Source organism: Vibrio sp. T20, assembly GCF_007858795.1.
Classification (GTDB): Bacteria; Pseudomonadota; Gammaproteobacteria; order Enterobacterales; family Vibrionaceae; genus Vibrio; species Vibrio satsumensis.
The window spans coordinates 199,105-215,600 of record NZ_VFEB01000061.1; the positions used below are offsets into that span (position 1 = coordinate 199,105).

Sequence of the window (16,496 nt, forward strand, 5' to 3'; positions counted from 1 at the left end):
AAATATCTTATAGAGCGATACTTGGCTTTTATGTGAAGTATTGCTCTTAAATCATATCGTTTTAACTGTGAGATTAATATGATCAGAGATAAAGGTAACCTGACAGCCAAAGCAAATAAGATAATTTCAGGTCTTGGTGGTGTCGATAATATCGTCGAAGGGCATATTGATAATTGTGCTACTCGATTACGTATACAAGTGAAAGATATTGAAACAGTTAATGAAAGTTTATTGCGACGACAAGGTGCTCTCGGTTTTATCCGACTACCAGATAATCATATCCAAGTTGTATTTTTGAATGTTCATGTTATTGCCGATGAAATAAGAAAAATATCAGGGCAGTAATACATTAACTCGTTATTAAAAACTAAATAAATAGACAGGCGGTAGTTTAATGCTTAAGCCTGAAAGTAAAGTCATACCTAAAATAAGCTCAAAAATAAAAATAGAGCGCCATAAGTAAAAAGGAAGAACAATGAGCGACAACTACGGAATCCCTAAAGTAGGTTTAGGGTTGTGGAAGATTGAAAAAGATCAATGTGCCGAAACGGTTTATAACGCGATTAAAATTGGTTATCGATTACTTGATAGCGCATGTGACTATGGTAACGAGAAAGAAGTGGGCCAGGGTATTAAGCGCGCGATTGAAGATGGCATAGTGAAGCGTGAGGATCTTTGGATAACGTCAAAGCTTTGGAATACCTACCATAAGAAAGAACACGTGCGTCCAGCTCTAGAGCGCACACTTCAAGATCTTGGAGTGGATTACTTAGATTCTTATCTTGTGCATTTTCCAATCGCACAGCCCTATGTTCCATTTGAAACTCGTTACCCGCCAGAGTGGAGCTTTGATCCTCAAGCGGATGAGCCGAAGATGATGATTGAGCCAGTGCCTTTGTTCGAAACTTGGCAAGCAATGGAAGAACTGGCTGAAGCCGGGCTAGCAAAGAACATTGGCGTATGTAACTACAATTCAGGTTTGCTGAATGACTTAATGGCTTACGCAAAGATTAAGCCTAGTGAATTACAAATTGAGTCTCACCCATACTTAACGCAAGAGCGTTTGATCAAGCTTGCGAAAGGCTATGGTATCTCGGTAACAACCTTCTCTCCACTTGGCGCTTTATCGTACCTAGAGCTCAATATGGCAGACAAACTGGAATCTGTTTTGGAGCAAGAAGTTGTAGTAAATGCGGCGAAAGAGCATGGAAAAACACCCGCTCAGGTTGCGTTGCGTTGGGGAGTGCAGCGTGGTTGCACCATTATACCTAAAAGCTCAAAAGTGGAGCGTTTGAAAGAGAATCTTTCTATTTTCGATTTCGAGCTAACAGAGCGCGAAATGGAGTCAATTTCAGCTTTGAACATTAACCGCCGATTCAATGATCCTGGCGATTTCTGCGAAGCTGCATTCAACCACTTTTCACCAATTTACGATTAAGGGACTAATCATGGGTGTATTAAATAAAATCACAGAAACACTAGAGTTTGAAGTAAGCAATTTTCCAACGATCATTGAAAACGATGGCTCAGTGACAACACTAGCAGAAGCGAAAGCATGGATTGAAGAGCACCGTGAGCACTTGGAAGCAGAGCTACTGTGCACAGGGGCTATTCTATTTCGTGGTTTTCCTGTTGTTGATGCTGAAAGCTATGATGCATTTTTTGCATCGTTCGGTTACGAGAACTTTACATATAAAGAGTCATTGTCGAATGCAGTGCGTATCAACTTTACAGAGCTAGTCTTCACAGCCAATGAAGGACCTAAAGAAGTTGCGATTAACTTGCACAACGAAATGGCACAAACACCTATTTATCCAAACCGTATTTCATTGTTTTGTGAGAGTCCTGCAGAGCAGGGCGGAGCAACCGTATTATGTCGTTCAGATATGATCTACAACGAGCTAATCAAAGTTGAGCCTGAACTAACAAATAAGCTAGAAGAAGTTGGAATTAAGTACACAACGACTATGCCGGGTGGTGACAGTGCTGAGTCAGCACAAGGTCGTAGTTGGCTAAGTACCCTAAGCGTGGAAAACGAGCAACAAGCTGAAGCTAAATTGAAAGAGCTAGGTTACACGTGGACATGGCAAGACCATGGTGATTTGCTGGCTCAAACGGGGGCTTTAGCTGGGATCAAAACTGTCGCTGACGGTCGTAAAGTGTTCTTCAACCAAATTATCGCCGCATTTGAGGGTTGGGAAGGTGTTAAAGAAAACCCTGTAAAAGCACTGTGCTTTGGAGATGATTCTGAAATTCCTAAGTCATTTTTAGAGACGATTTCCAAGATCTCCGAAGAGTTGTCATTTGACCTTAACTGGCAGGCTGGCGATGTAGCGCTAGTTGACAATAACCTTGCTATGCATGGTCGCCGTCCTTTCTCTGGAGATAAAAAACGTAAAGTGATGGTTGTTTTGGGGAAATAACCCTTACTTTACTGAGAGGATTTTAAATAAAAATCGCATGGGCGGGGGCCTATGCGATTTTTTGTATTTGGTGTCATTCTATCTGGATGCATACTTGCTATATGCTAGTATCTCTAGCTGCTTAATCTAGCTTTTGAATCCAAAGGATATTGATTTGAACCTAAGACAACTGGAAGTCTTTTACGCCATTATGCAGACAGGCACGGTATCTGGTGCTGCACGTAATCTGCACGTTTCTCAGCCCAACGTTACTCGTATTCTTGCTCATACTGAGCAGCAGCTTGGGTTTGGATTATTCGAACGGGTGAAAGGGCGTTTAGTTCCTACCATTGAAGCCAAAGCGCTACTGCCAGAAGCCGAGAAGGTGTATCAGCAATTGGGGCAATTTCGCTCTCTGACCAATAAAGTTAAACAAGGGCAACAGCACTTACGTATTGGCGCGCCTCCTATCCTTGCTACCAAATTGCTGACTCCGGTAGTAGCCCAGATGTCACGGGCTCAACAGTCCGGCACACAAAGACTTTCGTTTGAGTTGCTGACCGAAAACCGAGATGAGTTGTGTGAAGGTTTACTCAAGCATGAACTTGATATTGCGATTGCTTTTGGTGATGAAACGCCGCCCGCGATATTAAGTGAAGTGTTGTTGGTTCAATCTCTCAAGGTGTTAGCTCCGGCAGGTATGGTTGAATCGTTATCTGAAGCACCGACCCTCGAAGAGCTTATCGAACACCCTTTGCCTATCATTGGGCTTGATAGCAGGGACCCTATTGGTTTGCTTCTCCATCAGAATCTTTCTGCTCGTGATAGCCGTTATCATCACCCTATTTCAGTTCGTAGCTATAGCGCAGCGGCAGAGCTCGTCAAGCATCAAGCGGGGTTTGCGATTGTCGACCCTTGGACTGCGGAGCACTATCAAAACGATGAGTCGATTTGTGTGTTGCCATTGCAACCTGATATTCAATTCTCGGTTTCTATGCTTTGCGCAGAGCATACTCCTCAGTCTATTTCTGTTAAGCAGTTCAGAGCTTCATTGAAGAGCAATATTCACCCTATAACCTAAGGTTATAGGGTGTCGATAAATAGGTATTCGGCAGCCTTTAACTTCTTAATTAAAGTAATTCCATACAAGGACTTATTAATTAGGAATGCTCATGTCTATCGCTCAACCTTACCTTCTTTTTCTTGGGGATGTTACTGACCCATTGGCCGCAAAAACAGCCCGTGGTATTCACCAATGGCGACCAGAAATCTGTCTAGGCCAACTGCGTTTAACAGACGAAACTGTTTCTCTTGGCTTAACCGATATGACCTTGCAAGAGGCACAAACGCAGGGAGCGAAAACGCTAGTGATTGGTACAGCGAACCCTGGCGGTGTTATTCCTGATTCGTGGCAGCCAACCATATTGGCAGCAGCAGAAATGGGATTTGAGATTGCATCTGGAATGCACCAACGACTGAGTGAATTTTCACCGCTTGCTGACATGCAACAGCGAGGATTGACTAAGCTTCATGATGTACGCCATTTTGATGGTGACCTGAACGTGGGTAATGGCAAACCTCGTCAAGGTAAGCGTCTTCTAACGGTAGGAACGGATTGCTCGGTCGGGAAAATGTTTTCGGCGTTGGCCATTGAGAAGTCGCTTAAAGAAGCGGGCACATCAGCCCAGTTTAAAGCGACAGGCCAGACAGGTATCTTGATTGAAGGCAGCGGAATTTCGATTGATGCTGTGGTTGCAGATTTTATTTCCGGCGCGGTCGAAGCGATTAGCCCCGATTTTGCCGACCACGAGTGGGACATCATTGAAGGGCAAGGCTCTTTGTTTAATCCGTCTTTTGCTGGAGTGAGTTTGGGTTTGTTGCATGGTGCACAAGCTGATGCTTTGGTGTTGTGTCACGAAGTAGGGCGACCACATATTCGCAACCTTCCTCACGCGCAATTGCCAACGATTGAACAGACCATTGAAGCTAACTTGCAAGCCGCGAGACTGACAAATCCAGATGTGAAGCTGGTGGGTATCTGCCTGAACACATCGGCGATTAGCGTTGAAGAGGCTGAGATATTGTGCCAAGAATGGACCACACTTTATCAAGTACCAGTGACGGATCCAGTTCGTTTTGGTGTACAACATATTACTGATCATTTGCGACATTCACTTTAACGGTTTCATCATTTCTACGTTTCCATTTGTTAAAGCGAACATCAACCGAGTGAAATTATGAAGATTACAGCAGAACCCATTACTATCGCGATGCAAACGCCTTTCCGAATATCTCGAGGCAGCCGTACTGAGTGTCACGTTGTTCGTGTTTACATTGAACATGACGGCAAACAAGCGCAAGGCGAGTGTACGCCTTACCCACGCTATGGCGAGTCATCGGAGTCTGTGCTGGCGCAAATCCAACAGGCGTCTAGCGCACTTGAAGCCATGTTTGAGCGAGGCATGACCGATCCCGCAGAGCTAAGAGAGCACCTTCTGTCTTTATTACCTGGAGGGGCGGCGCGTAATGCTGTCGATTGTGCGCTTTGGGAATTTGAAGCGAAGCAAAATGATCAGTTATTCCCAAATAGCTTGTTTGAGTTGCCAGAGCAAATGGTTACCGCAATGACGGTCTCTATTGGCACACCAGAAGCCATGGCAATACAAGCGCATGATTATGTCGAGAATGGCGCGAAATTACTGAAAGTAAAGCTAGATGGCGAGCAGGTGATTGAACGTGTTCGTGCGGTACGAGAAGCTGCCGAAGGTGTTCAAATTGTTCTGGATGCCAATGAAGCGTGGACAGGGCTCAACCTTGAAGAGCTGTTTAATCAACTGGCAGAGTTTGACATTGCGATGATCGAACAGCCTCTGCCACAGCAGCATGATGCCTCGTTGGCACACATCAAGCATCCGATTCCGTTGTGTGCTGATGAAAGCTGCCATACCACTTCACAACTGTCATCGTTGGTAGGTAAGTATGAAATGGTCAACATCAAGCTAGATAAAACCGGTGGTTTAACAGAGGCATTAGCACTCGCCGAAGAAGCGAAAAGGCTCGGATTTACTTTGATGTCGGGCTGTATGCTTGGTACCTCATTGGCGATGCGTGCTGCGCTGCCTATCGCGGTTCAATCTGAAATTGTCGACCTCGACGGCCCTGTATTACTTGGGCAAGATGTTTCGCCAGCACTGACTTATCGAGATGGGATGATCATTCTCTGAGATGGTTTAGCACTGTCTAGTTGGAGCAACAATCTAAATGAAATCGCATGAGTGAAAGCTTGTGCGATTTTTTTTTGGCGTCAATAATCCTTAACTGACTAACTACATGAGAGTTTTATTATTTGATCGAGAGTTATTAATTATCCTCTACTGGTTAGTATTGATAGAGTAATCACGTTTCTGTCGGTGCGGTCACTTTCTATTATCGCAAAATAGACCATGCAAGCTTTATAAAATAATTGTTATGATATCTTATGTGAAATGTTAATGATTAATCTTCATTTAATAGTTTCACTAAAGCTATTCGATGCAAGCCTAAGTAAGGTTCATGCCATAACTAATTGAATCATTGACCTTTCCTAATGGTTTTTGATGAGAAAAAGGTGGGGCGAGTGAGTAGTCGTGTCTCAGAGGTGATAGATAGCAAGGATCGTTTTGAACGTCCATTTCCGATCAAAATTCCGCGTCGTAGGTGGTTTGGTTGGAAAGGTATAGAGCTACGGTTAGTGTTGGCATTGGCCATGCTATCGATGACTACCATCTTTCTCTCTGTTGTCTCCAGCTTCACCTTTGACAACCTAAATCAAAGGCTTGTCGAATTAAAAGAGAGTGAAATCCCTGCTTTAGATAACGCTGCTCGCCTGAATGATATGGTGCGAGTGATTATCACAACGTCTTCTCAGCTCAGTGATGCGGAATCGAATTTAGAACGCAAACAAGCGATGCTAAAAATCGAAGACGCTATTTCCGTGATGAATAGCGTTATGGTGCAATTCCCTGATTATCACGCCTACTTTAAAGATCTTATCGCCCAAGTTAATAATAGTCTGAGCCTGTTGTATCAAAGTGAGATTGAGTCAGAACAACTCAATCAAGAACTTCGTAATTTGCTTGAAGGCTTTTATCCTCTATTGCAACAAGCCAGTGATTCACTCGATAGCTTACCTGAATCAGCCAAAGACCAGATCCAATACACGCAGTTAAAATCCCTGCTGTATTACCAATTAGGCTTGGTCGAAAAGCTGTATAACGACTCTAGCTTTAATGAGTTGGATTACACCAGCTTACGACTAGGGCAGGTTGGAGAAGAGTGGTGGCAGCTTTGGGTAAATGGTGATTTAAGAAGCAAATTTCCCCAATTAGATCACCAACTCACCGTAATTTACAACCTAGCCTCAAGTGATAGCAGCTTGTATGGGTTGAAAAACAAAGCGCTCGATCATCTTTACCAAGAGCAGTATTTCCTGCAAAACAGCCGTGAACATCTTAACCAATTAACTGTGCAGATCGAGCGCAATACTAGCCAAGTGAACCGCAATATTGATCAGTCGATTCAGCAGGCTCAGCTGTCGTTACAATCGAACCAACAACTCTCTCTTTTCCTTTCTTTGTTCAGCGTACTGGCTGCAGCGGCTATTTCATGGTTCTACGTGCGTAAGAGCATTTTGGAAAGGCTTTTACAGCTTAAAGACAACATGTTTGCAATTTCTACCGGCCATTTAGATACCGAAGTTTCGATTCGTGGCAAAGACGAAGTGACACAAATGGCCAAGTACTTAAAGGTATTCCAGACAACGGCCAAAGTCGTGAAACAAACAAATCGAAAATTAGAGGCCGAAGTAGAAGAGCGAACCCTAGCCGAAGCCAAACTGCGTGTTACTCAAGATGAGTTAATCCAAGCAGGAAAACTGGCAGCGTTGGGGCAATTAAGTGTTGGAATCACTCACGAGATCAATCAACCATTAACTGCGGTAAACAGCCATGTTCGAAGCGCTCAATTGTGGTTAGGTAAGCAAAGACCAGATAGAGCCGAAGAGAATCTTCAAAAGATTGAAGTCCTGCTAGATAAGGTGGCGGCCATCACCCGTCACTTGAAAGCCTTCTCACGTAAGAGCGATGGCAAGATTGATAACGTAAAACTGGTAAAGGTGATTGGTGATGCTATCGACTTGTTTGAAACTAGGCAAAGTAGGGTCTCGATTCAGTACTCCCCACATAGTGACCAAATGGTTCGTGCCAACAGCATTCGCTTGGAGCAGGTACTGGTGAATTTGATCAGCAATGCTTTAGACGCCGTTGAACATAGGGAGCAGCCTCTGCTCAGCATCTCCACCCAAGAGCATCCGAACACTATTCAAATTGCAGTTAAGGACAATGGATTGGGGATACCCGAAGAGGACATCCCTTATCTGTTCGACCCATTTTATACCCGTAAGACAACAGGTAAGGGGCTCGGGCTCGGTTTGTCTATCGCATACAACATAATTAAAGACTTTGGCGGCTCGATTCACGTGGAATCAGTTGAACACCAAGGCACCACCTTTATCGTCACTCTACCAAAAGGCACTGACTCATGACTTCAGAAAAACATATAGTTCTTATCGACGATGAAACAGACGTTGTTGAAGCAGTGAGTGAAATGTTGGAGCTCGAAGGGTTTAGCGTCACTAGCTTTACCGACCCAAACCTTGGCCTTAAATCACTCAAAGCAAACAGTCAGTCGGTGGTGTTGTGTGATGTGAGAATGCCACAAGTAGACGGCTTGACTCTACTTAGCTCAATCCAGCATAGGGCAGCTAACGTTCCTGTGTTGCTGATGAGCGGGCATGGTGATATTCCGATGGCGATAGAGGCGATGAAGTTGGGTGCTTTCGATTTTCTGGAAAAGCCGCTTAATGCCAGTGAGTTGGTGGAGAAGTTAGATTTGGCGTTGACACAGTGTCAGCACAACAGCCCTGCAACGTTAGACGACGATCAGGATACAGAACTACCCATTGAATCTGTGGTTATCGGCCAATCCAAAGCGATGGACACCATACGTAAGCAGGTGCTCGCGCTGTCTCATACTGGGGTTGATACCATTATTAATGGTGAGACTGGAACTGGAAAAGAGGTGATTGCTCGTGCGTTGCACCAATTTAGCCGTCGCAAGGCAAAGCCGTTTGTCGCGATAAACTGTGGTGGTATGACCGAGAGTATTATTGAGAGTGAACTTTTTGGTCACGAAGCGGGCTCATTTACCAGTGCCAACAAGAAACGCATTGGCAAAATAGAACAAGCCAATGGCGGAACTCTGTTTCTTGATGAAATAGAAAGCATGCCGATTGCTGTGCAAATTAAACTGTTGCGCGTCATTCAAGAGCGAATGATTGAGCGCGTTGGTGGTAACGAGTTAATCCCGGTTGATATCGTGGTGGTAGCCGCCAGCAAAGCTGATCTCGCGAGCTTGAGTGAAACGGGTGAGTTCAGAGCCGACCTCTTCTATCGCCTCAATATTGCTAGCTTAAACCTTCCCGCATTGCGCCAACGTAAAGAGGATATTCAGGTGCTGTTCCGTCACTTTGTGATTCAAGCGAGTCACAAATATAAGACGCGTCCATCAACGATTTATCCCGAACAGATACAGCAGTTGTGTCGACACGAATGGCCTGGGAACGTACGTGAATTACGCAATGTTGCCGATCGATTTGTGCTCGGTATTGTGGGAGATGGCTTTGATCTTCAATCGCCAATTTGTGAATCAACAGGAGAAGACTTCGCCTTTGAAAAGCAGATGGAGCAGTACGAGAGAAATGTACTGACCGAAGCGTTGATAGAGAGTGCTGGCAATATCAATGAGGTATCGAGCAAGCTGAATCTACCACGTAAAACGCTTTATCGAAAAATGAAGAAACATCAATTAGATAAAGAGAGCTTCAAGGCTTAACTCGCGAAGTTGGTTATCAAGTAGCAAATTAAAGCCAAAACCAGAAGAAAAAAGCACAAGACAACAATGACCCATTTATCATTTAGTTGAATGACTAACGGTTTCAAGTAATTGTAATAAAAGAGTTTTAATATTTGGCACAAAGCGTGCAATCCCTACATTGTGGCATCAGCCCACATGAGGTCATCTAACAGAAAGTAGAAATGACCGGATTAAGGAAATTAGAAAAATAATTGCTTGTTGCAAGGAGATATAAACATGAAGCAAATACTGAAAGGTTCGATTGCTCTGATAATTGGCGTTAGCTCAATGACAGCATGGGCAGCTACAGAGTCAGCAAACCTAGGACCTCGTCCCCTCTTTTTAGTCAACAATATGGATGAGAGCCCTTTGAAAACCAAGCTGCTGAGTTGTAGCGAAGGGCCTTTTCATCGTAGCGATTTTTCTATTGGGCACCGCGGAGCTGCAATGCAGTTTCCTGAGCACACTAAGGAATCTTACTTAGCGGCGATTCAGATGGGGGCGGGTGTCGTTGAGTGTGATGTCACTTTTACTAAAGATAAAGCGTTGGTATGCCGTCACTCGCAAAGTGATCTGCACACCACAACAGATGTCTTGGCACACCCTGATCTCGCTAAGAAATGTTCAGTTCCATTTAAACCAGCGAACCCAGCGACAGGTGAAGATGCTCAGGTTGAGTGTCGTACTTCTGATTTCACGTTGGCAGAGTTTAAGGCGCTCAAAGGGAAAATGGATGGCGCGAATCCGAAAGCGACCACTGTCGAAGAGTACATGAATGGCACACCGGGTTGGAGAACTGACCTTTACAGCCAAACAGGGACACTGATGACGCACGCAGAAAGTGCAGCACTATTTAAAGAGCACGGCGTGAAGGTAACGCCTGAATTGAAATCAGCAGCGGTCGAAATGCCTTTCAATGGTTTCAGCCAAGAAATGTACGCGCAAAAGCTGGTGGATGAACTGAAAGAGGCAGGTTTTGAGCCTTCAGAGACTTACCTACAGTCATTCAACTTGGATGATGTGAAGTATTGGATCAAAGAAACACCGAAGTTCGGAAAACAAGCCGTTTATCTTGATGACCGTGTTTATGAGCAAGCGGACTTTGTTGCGTCTGTGGAGAACATGAAAGAGCTGCACGATGCGGGTGTGAATATCATCGCGCCACCTCTGTTTGCTTTGGTTGAGCTAGACAAGAATAACGAATTGGTTGCGTCAAACTACGCGAAGCTTGCTAAAGATGCAGATCTTGAGATTATCGCATGGACACTTGAGCGTTCAGGCCCACTCGCGCAAGGAGGCGGTTGGTACTACAAGAGTGTGAAAGATGGCATAAACAATGATGGCGATATGATGAAAATGCTCGATGTACTGGCACAAGATGTAGGTGTGATGGGCGTATTCAGTGACTGGCCTGCAACGGTAACTTACTACGCAAACTGCATGGACAGCGACGCCTAAGTTATCTGGATTATTGAAGAATAATAAGAGAAAAAGTAGTGAACCAAAGAGCCTCCGGGCTCTTTTTTTACCGTTAAAATTGATGGGACAGAAATGACCCAAATGTAATCTTTTGGGTTGGACATGAATGACTCAAAATAGATTGTTGAATTTGACTTCTTCATTAAGTTGTTGAATTTAAATAAATAAAAATATGGCATAAAGGCTGCAATAGTGAAAGCGACTTTCAACAATAAGTAAAAGTAAGGTTTGAATATGAAAATCAGTGTTAAAGGACTGTTAATCGTTAGCTCATTGCTACTTCCTTCAATGGCTATGGCAAGCGACTGCTCTAGCCGTGGTGTGTTAGACGATCGATACTGTGATGAAAACCAAGATTTGGTGGCAGATTCACCAAAAAATCCAGACGAGTGGAATGACCCAAGTACGCTTGTGTTCACCTACACACCAGTAGAAGACCCTGCGCTATACAAAGATGCGTTTGCCGACTTCCAAGCTCACCTAAGTAAAATCACAGGTAAGCGAGTGATTTACTACACGGTGCACTCGAACTCTGCACAAGTAGAAGCGATGCGTTCTGGTCGTTTGCACGTAGCTGGTTTCTCTACGGGCCCAACTGGCTACGCGGTTAACCTAGCGGGTTACGTTCCTATTGCTGTGAAGGGCGATGAGTCTGGCTTCCAAGGCTACAACCTGATCACCATTGTGCGCAAAGACAGCGGTATCAATACTATGGCTGATCTAAAAGGCAAAAAGGTTGCACACACTTCTGCATCATCAAACTCTGGCAACCTAGCTCCTCGTGCACTATTCCCTGCTAAAGGGTTAGTGCCAGATGAAGACTACAAAGTACTTTACTCGGGTAAGCATGACCAGTCGATTCTCGGTGTATTCAACGGAGACTATGATGCAGCACCTGTGGCATCTGATGTATACGATCGTATGGTGGCTGCTGGCCGTGTCGACGATTCTGAACTGAAGATCATCTACCGTAGCCCACGCTTCCCAACGTCTGCTTTCGGTTACGCTTATAACTTAAAGCCAGAGCTAGTAGAGAAGATCAACGAAGCCTTCTTTAGCTACCGCTTTACTCCAGAGATGAGTGAATCATTCAAAGGTGCAGACCGTTTCTCGCCAATCAGCTACAAAGAAGAGTGGGACGTGATTCGTGACATTGCCCACGCGACAGGTACGGCTTATACCAAAGCAGGTCTGAAAAAACTGGCTGAAAAAGACGCCGCTAAACGCGCAAAGAAAAAAGCCGCTGAGCTAGCGAAGCAAGCAAACAACGGTTAATTCTTCTCTCTGTTAAAAGATTAAGTTTTAGAAAGACTTAGTCCTTTAAAAGCACTTACCTAAACTAAAAATCTATGCCCTCGCGGGTAGGGCATAGATCATTCTAAAATTCGCACAAGGAAATGCAGTATGGCCGTAGCAAGCTATGAAGGAATAAAGATAAACAACCTTTTCCACGAGTATGTGGCAGGCAAGCCAATCCTTAAAGGCATTAATATAGATATCGATGAGCCGGGTATTATCGCGATTATTGGCCCATCGGGCACCGGTAAAAGTACGCTTCTGCGTTGTATCAACCGACTTAACGATCCAAGCCAAGGCGAAATCATTTTTGATGGCGCAGACCTGACTCAACTAAAAGGCCAAGCACTTCGTAAACAGCGCCGTCATATCGGCATGGTATTTCAAGAGTACAACTTGGTAGAGCGTTTAACGGTTATCGAGAACGTGTTAAGTGGCCGTTTAGGCTATATGACCGCTTGGAGTGCGTGGCGCCGTAACTACTCTGCTGAGGACTTAGCGAAGGCTTTTGAGTTACTGGAGTTTGTTGGACTGCAAGACTTTGCAAATCAACGTGCAGACAGCTTGTCGGGCGGTCAAAGACAGCGTGTTGGCATTGCGCGCGCAGTTATGCAAGACCCTTATATTCTTCTTGCTGATGAACCTACTTCATCACTTGACCCGAAAACCGCGGTTGAGATCATGGAGTTGATGGAGACATTTGCAGAACAGAAAAACATTCCTGTATTGGTGAATATCCACGATGTGAACCTAGCTAAGCGTTATGCTAAACGTATCATTGGCATGTGTAATGGTAAGGTACATTATGACGGTAGCCCTGAAGGTATTTCTGAGGAAGATCTAAAAATTATCTATGGGGGTGAATCATGGCTGGATTAAACCCAAGTTCATCGCCAAGCGTACCGTCAAACCAGTCGCCAGCGAAGCACGAAAACCCGTTCAAGGTGTCATGGACGAACCGTGCGATTATCGCTGGCATTATTGCTTACCTGTTCTACAGCTTTTCGACATTAGGGCTAACGTTTGATCGTTTGATCATCGGCTTTGGTGAAAGTGAGCGATTACTATCTAGAATGTTTCCGCCTGATTTTTCGCGTACTAGTTTGCTGTTAAGTGGTTTAGCAGAGAGCTTACAGATCGCGATTATCTCAAGTTTCTTCGGCATCGTTATCTCGCTATTTTTAGGCTTGCTTGCAGCGAGAAACATGATGCCGTCAATTGTATCAACACCAATCCGTGGTTTTATTGCATTGTGCCGTTCTTTTCACCCAGTGATCATCGCCATCTTGTTTGTGAAAGCGGTGGGCTTTGGTGCTCTGGCTGGGATCTTGACCTTGGTGTTCGCATCGATTGGCTTTATCGCCAAGTTGTTTGCAGAAGCGATTGAGGAGATTTCTTTTAAACCGGTTGAAGCAATTAAAGCGACCGGCGCTAACTTCATCAGTGTGATTCTGTATGCCGTGATGCCGCAGGTGTTTACTCGTTTTATTGGCTTCGCTAGCTACCAGTTGGACTCGAATTTACGTAACTCAACCATGGTGGGCATCGTAGGTGCGGGCGGCCTTGGCGGGACACTTTTCTCTGCCTTCCAACGTTTCGATTACGACTTCGTTGCCGCTATCTTGATCACCATTATCGCACTGATTCTGGTCGGTGAATTTCTTTCCAACATTGTTAGGAGAATCTTCTAATGACAACTGCATCTATCGATAGAGAGTGGCAGCGCTTTACACCCAACGAACGTGTGGCTCGATTTGCCGTTTACCTTAGTCTTGTGTGTGCCATCGTGTGGTCTTGGCAGACGGTGGAAGTGATTCCTGAGTTCCTTTATGACGCGCCCGCTCAATTTGCGGATATGTTCGAGCGAATGGTGCCAATGGACTACGGCTTCTACCCAGAATCGATCCACGCTGCAATGATTGAAACCTTACATATCGCGACGTTGGGCACACTGTTTACTTTGGTGTTTGCGATTCCTTTGGCGTTGTTGAATGCACCAAACATTACTCCAAATAAAGCGTTGAACTGGGTTGCTCAATTCTTCCTCGTGTCTTCACGTTCCGTGAATTCATTGGTATGGGCACTACTGTTTATCGCACTGTTTGGCCCCGGTGTTCTCGCAGGCATCATGGCAATTGCAATTCGCAGTATCGGCTTTGTAGGGAAGCTGTTAGCGGAAGCCATTGCCGAAGTGAACATGGGGCCTATTGAAGCTTTACGCGCAACGGGCGCTTCGTGGATGAGTATTCTGCTGAAAGGGTATTGGCCACAAGTGATGCCTGCGTTCTACTCAATCGTGTTATTCCGTTGGGACATCAACGTGCGTGAGTCTGCGGTACTAGGTTTGGTGGGCGCTGGTGGTATTGGTGTGGTGCTAAACGATGCGCAGAACCTTTTCGAGTGGCAAAAAGTGTCGATGGTATTGGTGAGTATTTTTGCAGTGGTTATCGTTGCAGAAGCGGCGGTGATCCACATCCGTAACAAGCTTATTTAGACAGATGGTGCAATGCAGCGTGTTTTGTGTGATGCGTCAAAGTTAAGAGCTTATCTAGCATTTTGAAGCTCAAACGACCCTAGGTACTTCGGTCTACCTAGCGGTCGTTTTTTTATGTCTATTGAGTGACCTGAGACCTTGTTAGAAGGGCGTAACTCGTTTTTAAGGGGTTAGCTTTTTAACTGCCAGTAGCGCATCCACAAATTCTGCAAACCCATAGCCACCAGGCTGCGACATGACCTTGCTTGGATGATACTCTAGTTTATCCCAATAATGCTTAATGTTTGCCACGCCAACGGTAAGTGGAAGTGATTCGAACATCTGCTGATCATTCATTGAATCGCCGACATAGCAGGCTTGATTGTGGATTTGTTCGAGCGATAAGCCTTTATTAGTCAGAAACCGGTGCACTGCGTTTTTCTTTGAGTGCTCGCCATACCAAGCGTTGATATGAATCGAACTTGCCGTTGCGTACGCACCTAAAGCGTGTATTCTTTCGAGTACCGCTTGCACTATTTCAGGATCAACAGGCTTACGGTTTTGGCCGATATCAATTGCGACCTCGCACAAGCGGTAAGATTGATCCAGAGTTAGGGATAGGTCTGGGTAACTCAGCAAGATAGCTTCAACTTGTTGTTTGAGTTTGGCTTGATTCTGGCGTACTTGCTCTAGCGGCGTTTCAAATGAGAGCTGTAATGCATTATCTTGTTTCTCTAGTAAGAAAGCGCCGTTCTCTCCAAGTACTGCATCGACAGGCCAAAGCTGCGCAATATGATCACACCAACCTGCACAGGCGCCCGTCACCGCGACCACCTTAATTCCATTATCTCGTAGTTTTTGTAATGCAATTAGGGTTTCTGGAGGCAATGAGCCTTGCCAAGTAAGGGTGTCGTCAACGTCGGTTAATAGCCATTCGATACGTTTCCAGTCATTACTTAGTTGGTGTTCCATCCTCAAACTCACTTATTCGGGGTTATTGTGTTGCGTGGAGTGCTCAGTTCGTCGTTGCACGTCTTTCACTTAGTGTCGTCAATTAACGCTTAGCAGTGTTTAGAAAACACAATGCTTAGCAAAATCACCGGCTTCATTGGCTGTCCAGTCACCTTTCGGCTTTTCTTTCATATCGGCACACCAAGCTTCACTGCCCACTTCTGTACAAGCCATTAGTTGAGTTGCCAGAAATACAATTAGCGCGATTTTTTTCATAATAAACACTCCGTTGTGGTCTAAATTTCAGTTTATAACTGTATCAAATACTACAAGTGATTGTTATAGCTGCTAAGAACTTAACGGAATTAAAAATGATGTGGGTTTGCTCTAAGTTCGAGAGGAGCAAAGAGGGAATAATTATTTGGCTTTTAGATCGAAAAAGCCAGCAACGTGTGCTGGCTTTGCAATTCTTGATAAGCTTCTATTCGTTAGTAAGCTCGAGCTACTTGAGTAATTATACCAGTTTCATCTCTTGGATGATGTCCGAAGCAATCTCTGGCTTGGTGCTTGTTGGTTTCTCGTGTAGGTCGGCTTTCAATTGTCCCTTACGGTTACTTAGGCCTGCTTCAAGTTTCTTGAGTGCTGAAGCGATAGCTGGGTACATAACATCGTCTGTAGATTTTGCTGTTACTCGTACACCTTCGTAGTTGGTGAATACTTCAACCTGATGTTGACCATGTTCTTTTGTAATGATGATGTCGCAGCTAATCAGTGATGGAAAATGGTTAGATATCTTTTCGAATTTACCTTCGATGTCTTTACGTGAGTCGTCGTTAATTGATACGTGATGTGTTTGAACGTTTATTTTCATAAATCATACCTTTCCAATGACTGTGTCATTTAAACGTAGCAAACATCGGATAGATTAACCAATAGAGAAAGTA

The 16,496-nt window shown here is 44.6% G+C and carries 16 protein-coding genes; 13 read left to right on the forward strand and 3 right to left on the reverse strand.

What is annotated here, in order from left to right:
* The first annotated feature begins 78 nt into the window (after positions 1 to 78).
* The 13 genes from FTW16_RS05315 to phnE (FTW16_RS05375) all read left to right on the forward strand — a co-directional run bounded on the left by FTW16_RS05315 (position 79) and on the right by phnE (FTW16_RS05375) (position 14,622).
* Positions 79 to 345 (forward strand): PTS transporter subunit EIIB, encoded by a 267-nt coding sequence (locus FTW16_RS05315; protein ID WP_060981082.1) that lies wholly within the window; start codon positions 79 to 81, stop codon positions 343 to 345.
* A 130-nt stretch (positions 346 to 475) separates the two neighbouring features.
* On the forward strand, positions 476 to 1,438 hold the full coding sequence (locus tag FTW16_RS05320) for an aldo/keto reductase (RefSeq protein WP_146490339.1): 963 nt from the start codon (positions 476 to 478) through the stop codon (positions 1,436 to 1,438).
* 10 nt (positions 1,439 to 1,448) lie between these two features.
* Positions 1,449 to 2,423 (forward strand): TauD/TfdA family dioxygenase, encoded by a 975-nt coding sequence (locus FTW16_RS05325; RefSeq protein ID WP_146490340.1) that lies wholly within the window; start codon positions 1,449 to 1,451, stop codon positions 2,421 to 2,423.
* 154 nt (positions 2,424 to 2,577) lie between these two features.
* Positions 2,578 to 3,483 carry a LysR family transcriptional regulator gene (locus tag FTW16_RS05330; RefSeq protein ID WP_146490341.1) on the forward strand — a complete coding sequence of 302 codons (906 nt, stop codon included), beginning with the start codon at positions 2,578 to 2,580 and terminating at the stop codon, positions 3,481 to 3,483.
* Between the two features lie 91 nt (positions 3,484 to 3,574).
* Entirely contained in the window at positions 3,575 to 4,582 is a 1,008-nt protein-coding gene (dgcN, locus tag FTW16_RS05335) for an N-acetyltransferase DgcN (RefSeq protein WP_146490342.1), read from the forward strand.
* Positions 4,583 to 4,639: 57 nt separating this feature from the next.
* Positions 4,640 to 5,626, forward strand: a complete 987-nt coding sequence (gene dgcA, locus FTW16_RS05340) for an N-acetyl-D-Glu racemase DgcA (RefSeq protein ID WP_146490343.1) — start codon at positions 4,640 to 4,642, stop codon at positions 5,624 to 5,626.
* Positions 5,627 to 5,988: 362 nt separating this feature from the next.
* The gene (locus FTW16_RS05345) at positions 5,989 to 7,983 is read left to right on the forward strand and encodes an ATP-binding protein (RefSeq protein ID WP_146490344.1); all 1,995 of its coding nucleotides are present in this window, start codon (positions 5,989 to 5,991) and stop codon (positions 7,981 to 7,983) included.
* Entirely contained in the window at positions 7,980 to 9,332 is a 1,353-nt protein-coding gene (locus tag FTW16_RS05350; protein ID WP_146490345.1) for a sigma-54-dependent transcriptional regulator, read from the forward strand. Before FTW16_RS05345 ends, FTW16_RS05350 begins: the two co-directional genes overlap by 4 nt.
* 258 nt (positions 9,333 to 9,590) lie before the next feature.
* On the forward strand, positions 9,591 to 10,811 hold the full coding sequence (locus tag FTW16_RS05355) for a glycerophosphodiester phosphodiesterase family protein (RefSeq protein WP_146490346.1): 1,221 nt from the start codon (positions 9,591 to 9,593) through the stop codon (positions 10,809 to 10,811).
* Between the two features lie 255 nt (positions 10,812 to 11,066).
* The gene (gene phnD, locus FTW16_RS05360; RefSeq protein WP_146490347.1) at positions 11,067 to 12,107 is read left to right on the forward strand and encodes a phosphate/phosphite/phosphonate ABC transporter substrate-binding protein; all 1,041 of its coding nucleotides are present in this window, start codon (positions 11,067 to 11,069) and stop codon (positions 12,105 to 12,107) included.
* A 129-nt stretch (positions 12,108 to 12,236) separates the two neighbouring features.
* On the forward strand, positions 12,237 to 13,007 hold the full coding sequence (gene phnC, locus FTW16_RS05365) for a phosphonate ABC transporter ATP-binding protein (RefSeq protein ID WP_146490348.1): 771 nt from the start codon (positions 12,237 to 12,239) through the stop codon (positions 13,005 to 13,007).
* Complete coding sequence (gene phnE, locus FTW16_RS05370) at positions 12,995 to 13,819, forward strand: phosphonate ABC transporter, permease protein PhnE (RefSeq protein WP_146490349.1); 825 nt, start codon at positions 12,995 to 12,997, stop codon at positions 13,817 to 13,819. Before phnC ends, phnE (FTW16_RS05370) begins: the two co-directional genes overlap by 13 nt.
* On the forward strand, positions 13,819 to 14,622 hold the full coding sequence (gene phnE / locus FTW16_RS05375; protein WP_146490350.1) for a phosphonate ABC transporter, permease protein PhnE: 804 nt from the start codon (positions 13,819 to 13,821) through the stop codon (positions 14,620 to 14,622). The genes phnE (FTW16_RS05370) and phnE (FTW16_RS05375) overlap by 1 nt, the downstream gene beginning before the upstream one ends.
* A gap of 162 nt (positions 14,623 to 14,784) precedes the next feature.
* On the opposite strand, the gene FTW16_RS05380 is transcribed toward phnE (FTW16_RS05375), so the two are convergent.
* The 3 genes from FTW16_RS05380 to hpf form a co-directional block, all read right to left on the reverse strand.
* Positions 14,785 to 15,573: an HAD family hydrolase gene (locus FTW16_RS05380; RefSeq protein WP_146490351.1), complete on the reverse strand. Its 789-nt coding sequence runs from the start codon at positions 15,571 to 15,573 to the stop codon at positions 14,785 to 14,787.
* A 99-nt stretch (positions 15,574 to 15,672) separates the two neighbouring features.
* Entirely contained in the window at positions 15,673 to 15,828 is a 156-nt protein-coding gene (locus tag FTW16_RS05385) for a DUF3012 domain-containing protein (protein ID WP_081090158.1), read from the reverse strand.
* A gap of 238 nt (positions 15,829 to 16,066) precedes the next feature.
* Positions 16,067 to 16,423 carry a ribosome hibernation-promoting factor, HPF/YfiA family gene (hpf, locus tag FTW16_RS05390; protein WP_146490352.1) on the reverse strand — a complete coding sequence of 119 codons (357 nt, stop codon included), beginning with the start codon at positions 16,421 to 16,423 and terminating at the stop codon, positions 16,067 to 16,069.
* Between the last annotated feature and the right edge of the window lie 73 nt (positions 16,424 to 16,496).

What these genes read in the sequence shown, in the direction of transcription:
- FTW16_RS05315 (WP_060981082.1), top strand. Translation starts at nt 79, where the DNA reads ATGATCAGAGATAAAGGTAACCTGACAGCCAAAGCAAATAAGATAATT.
- FTW16_RS05320 (WP_146490339.1), top strand. Translation starts at nt 476, where the DNA reads ATGAGCGACAACTACGGAATCCCTAAAGTAGGTTTAGGGTTGTGGAAG.
- FTW16_RS05325 (WP_146490340.1), top strand. Translation starts at nt 1,449, where the DNA reads ATGGGTGTATTAAATAAAATCACAGAAACACTAGAGTTTGAAGTAAGC.
- dgcN (WP_146490342.1), top strand. Translation starts at nt 3,575, where the DNA reads ATGTCTATCGCTCAACCTTACCTTCTTTTTCTTGGGGATGTTACTGAC.
- dgcA (WP_146490343.1), top strand. Translation starts at nt 4,640, where the DNA reads ATGAAGATTACAGCAGAACCCATTACTATCGCGATGCAAACGCCTTTC.
- FTW16_RS05345 (WP_146490344.1), top strand. Translation starts at nt 5,989, where the DNA reads ATGGTTTTTGATGAGAAAAAGGTGGGGCGAGTGAGTAGTCGTGTCTCA.
- FTW16_RS05350 (WP_146490345.1), top strand. Translation starts at nt 7,980, where the DNA reads ATGACTTCAGAAAAACATATAGTTCTTATCGACGATGAAACAGACGTT.
- FTW16_RS05355 (WP_146490346.1), top strand. Translation starts at nt 9,591, where the DNA reads ATGAAGCAAATACTGAAAGGTTCGATTGCTCTGATAATTGGCGTTAGC.
- phnD (WP_146490347.1), top strand. Translation starts at nt 11,067, where the DNA reads ATGAAAATCAGTGTTAAAGGACTGTTAATCGTTAGCTCATTGCTACTT.
- phnC (WP_146490348.1), top strand. Translation starts at nt 12,237, where the DNA reads ATGGCCGTAGCAAGCTATGAAGGAATAAAGATAAACAACCTTTTCCAC.
- phnE (WP_146490349.1), top strand. Translation starts at nt 12,995, where the DNA reads ATGGCTGGATTAAACCCAAGTTCATCGCCAAGCGTACCGTCAAACCAG.
- phnE (WP_146490350.1), top strand. Translation starts at nt 13,819, where the DNA reads ATGACAACTGCATCTATCGATAGAGAGTGGCAGCGCTTTACACCCAAC.
- FTW16_RS05380 (WP_146490351.1), bottom strand. Translation starts at nt 15,573, where the DNA reads ATGGAACACCAACTAAGTAATGACTGGAAACGTATCGAATGGCTATTA.
- FTW16_RS05385 (WP_081090158.1), bottom strand. Translation starts at nt 15,828, where the DNA reads ATGAAAAAAATCGCGCTAATTGTATTTCTGGCAACTCAACTAATGGCT.
- hpf (WP_146490352.1), bottom strand. Translation starts at nt 16,423, where the DNA reads ATGAAAATAAACGTTCAAACACATCACGTATCAATTAACGACGACTCA.